Below are 4,917 nucleotides of genomic sequence, written 5' to 3' on the forward strand. Positions count from 1 at the left end.
GCCGCGGGCGGGTCGTCGGCTCCCGGGTTCCGGGCGGCAAGCTCGCCGGCGCGCCACACCTGCCGGCGACGCTGCGCGCGGCCATACACCGAGGTGCCGGCATGATCGCGCCGGGTGATGCCGCCGCGCCCCCGCCCCGGACGGACGGCCGGCGCCCGCGGATCGTGCATCCACGCGACCTGCGTGAGGCCGTCCACGTCGGTCGCGAGGCCAACCTGGTGCTCTTCGTCGTCGACGCGTCCGGGTCGATGGCCGCCCGCAAGCGGATGACCGTCGTCAAGACCGCCGTGCTGTCGCTGCTGCGCGACGCCTACCAGCGCCGGGACCGGGTCGGCATGATCACCTTCCGGGGTTCGTCCGCGGAGCAGGTGCTGCCGCCCACCTCCAGCCACGAGGTCGGCGTGCTGCGCCTCGCGAGCCTGCGCACCGGCGGGCGTACCCCGTTGGCGGCCGGCCTGCGCGCCGCGGCCGCGACCATCGCCACCGAGCGCCGCCGCGACCCCCGCCGCCGGCCGCTGCTGATCGTCGTCACCGACGGGCGCGCGACCAGCGGCCCGGACCCCGTGGTGGTCGCGCCGGCACTGACCGGCGTGGCCGTTGTGGTCGTCGACTGCGAGTCGGGCCCGGTCCGCCTCGGCCTCGCCCGCCGGCTCGCCGCCGCGCTCGACGCCGACGTCATGCCGCTCGAGGCCCTGGCCGCGGGCACCGCATCCAGCAGGAGGGTCGCCTGATGCCGCAGGGACAGGTCACGACGGTGCCGCTCGACGGGCTGACCACCCGCCAGCGACGCCGGCAGGCCGTGCTGGCCGTCCACACCGGACACGGCAAGGGCAAGTCCACGGCCGCGTTCGGGATGGCGCTGCGCGCGTGGAGCGCCGGCTGGCCGATCGGGGTCTTCCAGTTCGTGAAGTCCGAGAAGTGGCGCGTCGGCGAGGAGGCCGCGCTCAAGGCCCTGGGCCAGGCGGGCGGGGCACCCGTCGCGTGGCACAAGATGGGCGAGGGCTGGTCCTGGATCCAGCGCGCCGGCACCGAACGCGATCACGCGGCCGAGGCCGCCGAGGGCTGGGCGCAGATCAAACGCGACCTGGCCGCCGAGACACACAGGTTCTACGTGCTCGACGAGTTCACCTACCCGATGAAGTGGGGCTGGGTCGACGTCGCCGACGTGGTGGCCACCCTCGCGGACCGGCCCGGCACCCAGCATGTGGTGATCACCGGCCGCGACGCCCACCCCGACCTGCTCGCGGCCGCCGACCTGGTCACCGAGATGACCAAGGTCAAGCACCCGATGGACGCCGGCCGCAAGGGTCAGCAGGGCATCGAGTGGTGAACGTCCCCCGCGTCGTCATCGCGGCACCCGCCTCCGGGCACGGCAAGACCACCGTGGCAACCGGCCTGCTGGCCGCGTACGCCGCCCGGGGCCTGAAGGTCGCCCCGTTCAAGGTCGGCCCGGACTACATCGACCCCGGCTACCACTCGCTCGCGGCGGGCAGACCGGGCCGCAACCTGGACCCGGTCATGGTCGGCGAGGAGACGATCGGGCCGCTGTTCGCACACGGTTCGGCGGGCACCGATCTGGCGGTGGTCGAGGGCGTGATGGGCCTCTACGACGGCCGCACCGGCGCCGGCGACACCGGCTCGACCGCGCAGGTGGCGAGCCTGCTCGGCGCCCCGGTCATCCTGGTGGTCGACGCGGCCGCGCAGGGCCGCTCGGTGGCGGCGCTCGTGCACGGCTTCCGCAGCTTCGGCACCGTCCGGCTGGCCGGAGTCATCCTCAACCGGGTCGGCTCGGACCGGCACGAGGCGCTGCTGCGCGAGGCGTGCGAAGAGGTCGGCACCCCCGTACTGGGCGCGATGCGCCGCGCCGACGCGGTCGCGGCACCCTCCCGCCACCTCGGCCTGATCCCCGCCGCCGAGCGCCGCGCGGAGGCCGTGGCCTCGGTCGCCGCGCTCGCCGCGCTGGCGGCATCCTCCGTGGACCTCGACGCGGTGCTGGCCCTGGCCCGCTCGGCGCCGCCCCTCGCGGCGACCCCCTGGTCCCCGGCGTCCGGCAACCCCGCCCCCGGCCGCCCGGTGGTCGCGATCGCGGGCGGACCGGCCTTCACCTTCGCGTACGCGGAAACCGCCGAACTCCTGGCGGGCGCGGGCGCCGAAGTGGTGACCGTGGATCCGCTCCGCGACGAGGCCCTGCCGGAGCACACCCGCGCCCTGGTCGTCGGCGGCGGCTTCCCCGAGGTGTACGCCGCGGAACTCTCGGCGAACGAGCCGCTGCGCCTCGCCGTGGCGTCCCTCGCCGCCGTGGGCATGCCGATCGTCGCCGAGTGCGCCGGCCTGCTGTGGCTCTGCCGGACGCTCGACGGCAAACCGATGTGCGGCGTGCTGGACGCGGAGGCTGAGATGACCCCGACACTGACCCTGGGCTACCGCGACGCGGTGGCGCTGTCGGACAGCCCGCTGTTCCCGGCGGGTTCGCGGATCACCGGCCACGAGTTCCACCGCACCACGGTGCACCCACGGTCGGGCCTGCTGCTCGAACCGGCCGGGGGAGCGGCCTGGGCCTGGCGCGGTGCGGACCCGGAGGGCTTCGCAACGCCGACGCTGCAGGCCTCGTACCTGCATCTGCACTGGGCCGGAAACCCGTCGATCGCCCAGCGGGTCGTCACCCAGGCGGCAGCCCAGGCAATCACGGGCTCACGAGGCTGATCAGCATCCGTGGGTGGCGGGCGGCAGCGTCGGGTCGGAGCTCCGCCCGTTGCCTCCGGCGCGGGACGACCTGGCGAGCAGGCGCCTCCTCCGGCGTACGGTCCGGGGGTGACCTCGACGGGTTTGGTGGTGCTCGGCCTGGGCGCCCGCTCCGGCGTCGCGGATGACGAACTGGCTGCCGCGGCCGGCGCCGGGATCGCCGCCGCGGGTCTGCGGCCGGGGGACGTCGGTGTTCTCGCGACGCTGGATCGCCGGGCCGGCGAGACAGGCCCGCGGGCCGTCGCCGCCCGGCACGGCTGGCAGATCGTCTCCTTCACGGCCGCCGAACTGGCCGCCGTCGACGTTCCGCACCCCTCCGGCGTGGTGGCGCTCAGATCGGGCACCCCGAGCGTCGCGGAGGCCGCCGCGTTGTTCGCCGCCGGGCCGGGCGCGACCTTGATCGTGCCGAAGACGGTCTTCCTCCCCGGCGTGACCGTCGCCATCGCGCGAGGACGTCCGGCGTGACCGTCGCCATCGCGTGAGGGTGTCGGGCGTGACGGTTGCGGTGGCGTGAGGGTGTCCGGCGTGACGGTTGCGGTGGCGTGAGGGTGTCCGGCGTGACGGTTGCGGTGGCATTAGTGCTGGGCGGCGCATGACTCGACGACGCCGGCCCGGCCGTGCGGCGACCTGGCTGTGCGGATTTGCCGCCGGGGCCCGGACGGGCAATGGTGCGCTGTCGACTGCCGTCCATGCTGGTGAGCTTCGCCGGCGCTGGGTGCGGTCAGGCCGGGGCGCCGTCCGGGCCCGGCGGCGTCAGGTCGTCTCGGGTGCCCGGCCGAAGTCGACGCTCTTGGTCTCGACCGTGCCGGCGGTTCGTCCCGGGGCCCGGTGGCCGCTCCAGTACAGGTTTGTGTGTGCGATGACCTTGTCCGGTGTGGGCGCTCCCCACTTCGACAGGTCCTCGGTCGTGTGGGCGTCGCTGACCAGGGTCGCGTCGTATCCCCTGACGATCGCGCCGTGCAGTGTGGAGCGGATGCACTCGTCGGTCTGAGCGCCGGCGACGACGAGCCGGCCCACTCCGAGGTCCGACAGCACGGCCTCGAGGGTGGTCTCCTCGAACGAGTCGCCGTAGTGCTTCTCGACGAGCGGCTCGGCCTCGCCCGGAGCGAGCTCGGAGACGATGCGCCAGCTCTCGCTGCCCCGCGGCATGCCGTCGTCGCAGTGCTGAACCCAGACGACCGGGATCTGTTCCCGTCGTGCCTTCTCCACCAGGCTGCCGACGTTTGCCACGACGGTGTCGCGGTCGTGTGCCTCGCCGACGGCGCCGTTCTGCACGTCGATGACCAGCAGGGCGGTGTTGGGCCGGCTCTCGAGTGTTGTCATGGTCCCTCCTTGCGGGCGTCCTGAGACCACTCACGTTAGGCCCACCCTCCGACATGTTCGTCGGGCCGGGCCTCGGCTCAAGCCGTGGAGTCCCCGGCGACCCGCGCATGCAGGTGCATGTCGTGCCACCCGTCCGCGTGCAGCACGTTGCTGCGCAGGGTCGCCTCGTACGGGTAGCCGGCCCGCTCGGCGACCCGGCACGACGCCTCGTTGCGCGTCGAATGGAGAACCTCGATGCGGTGCAGGCCGAGCACCTCGAACGCCCATCCGGTGAGGACGGTCAGCGCCGTCGCGGCGAGGCCTCTGCCGCGGGCCTCCGGCAGCACCCAGTACGAGATCTCGGCGAGCCCGCCGGCGAGGTCGATGCTGCGCAGGCTGATCTGGCCGAGCACGCCGTCGTCCACGACGGCCCAGCCGGCTCCGGTCTCCTGCTGCCACCGTCGCGGCCAGTCACCGATCCACGCGAGGGCCTCGTCGACGGTCATCGACCGCGAATGCCACTGCCGGATTCCCGGCTCGTCGTAGGCCGCGGCGACGACGGAGGCGTCGGTGGCCCGCCACGGGCGCAGCGTGAGGCCCGGACCCGTCAGCACCGGCTGATCAAGCCGCGCCAAAGCGCCGGCGGCGACGACGGGAGAGACGAGTGAAGGCATGCCGACCATTAAAGCGACCCTGCCACCGGGCCGCCGGGCGCCGGGCCGGGCCGCCATCCAACCTCGCCGTCAGCCGGCATCCCGGCACGTGGCACCCGGCACTAGGCAGCGTCACCCGGCACCCGGACCCGGCACTGGCAGCGGCACCCGGCACCCGGCACCCGGCACCCGGCACCCGGCACCCGGCACCCGGCACCCG

Annotated in this window: 6 protein-coding genes; 4 read left to right on the forward strand and 2 right to left on the reverse strand. The window is 74.4% G+C overall.

What is annotated here, in order from left to right:
- The 4 genes from AB0F10_RS44165 to AB0F10_RS44180 form a co-directional block, all read left to right on the forward strand.
- On the forward strand, positions 1-731 hold a 731-nt coding region (locus tag AB0F10_RS44165), incomplete at its 5' end, for a VWA domain-containing protein (RefSeq protein ID WP_360640298.1).
- On the forward strand, positions 731-1,330 hold the full coding sequence (gene cobO, locus AB0F10_RS44170; RefSeq protein WP_360640301.1) for a cob(I)yrinic acid a,c-diamide adenosyltransferase: 600 nt from the start codon (positions 731-733) through the stop codon (positions 1,328-1,330). The genes AB0F10_RS44165 and cobO, both read left to right, overlap by 1 nt.
- Positions 1,324-2,703 (forward strand): cobyrinate a,c-diamide synthase, encoded by a 1,380-nt coding sequence (locus AB0F10_RS44175; protein ID WP_360640304.1) that lies wholly within the window; start codon positions 1,324-1,326, stop codon positions 2,701-2,703. The genes cobO and AB0F10_RS44175 overlap by 7 nt, the downstream gene beginning before the upstream one ends.
- A gap of 108 nt (positions 2,704-2,811) precedes the next feature.
- Complete coding sequence (locus AB0F10_RS44180) at positions 2,812-3,207, forward strand: cobalamin biosynthesis protein (protein WP_360640307.1); 396 nt, start codon at positions 2,812-2,814, stop codon at positions 3,205-3,207.
- Between the two features lie 288 nt (positions 3,208-3,495).
- Here the strand turns inward: AB0F10_RS44180 and AB0F10_RS44185 are convergent, their stop codons facing one another.
- Together AB0F10_RS44185 and AB0F10_RS44190 are read right to left on the reverse strand one after the other, a co-directional pair.
- Positions 3,496-4,065: an isochorismatase family protein gene (locus tag AB0F10_RS44185; RefSeq protein ID WP_360640310.1), complete on the reverse strand. Its 570-nt coding sequence runs from the start codon at positions 4,063-4,065 to the stop codon at positions 3,496-3,498.
- Positions 4,066-4,142: 77 nt separating this feature from the next.
- A complete protein-coding gene (locus AB0F10_RS44190) occupies positions 4,143-4,718 on the reverse strand; it encodes a GNAT family N-acetyltransferase (RefSeq protein WP_360640313.1) in 576 nt (191 codons plus the stop codon).
- Positions 4,719-4,917 lie beyond the last annotated feature (199 nt).

This window comes from Actinoplanes sp. NPDC026623 (assembly GCF_040638275.1).
Taxonomy (GTDB): domain Bacteria; phylum Actinomycetota; class Actinomycetes; order Mycobacteriales; family Micromonosporaceae; genus Actinoplanes.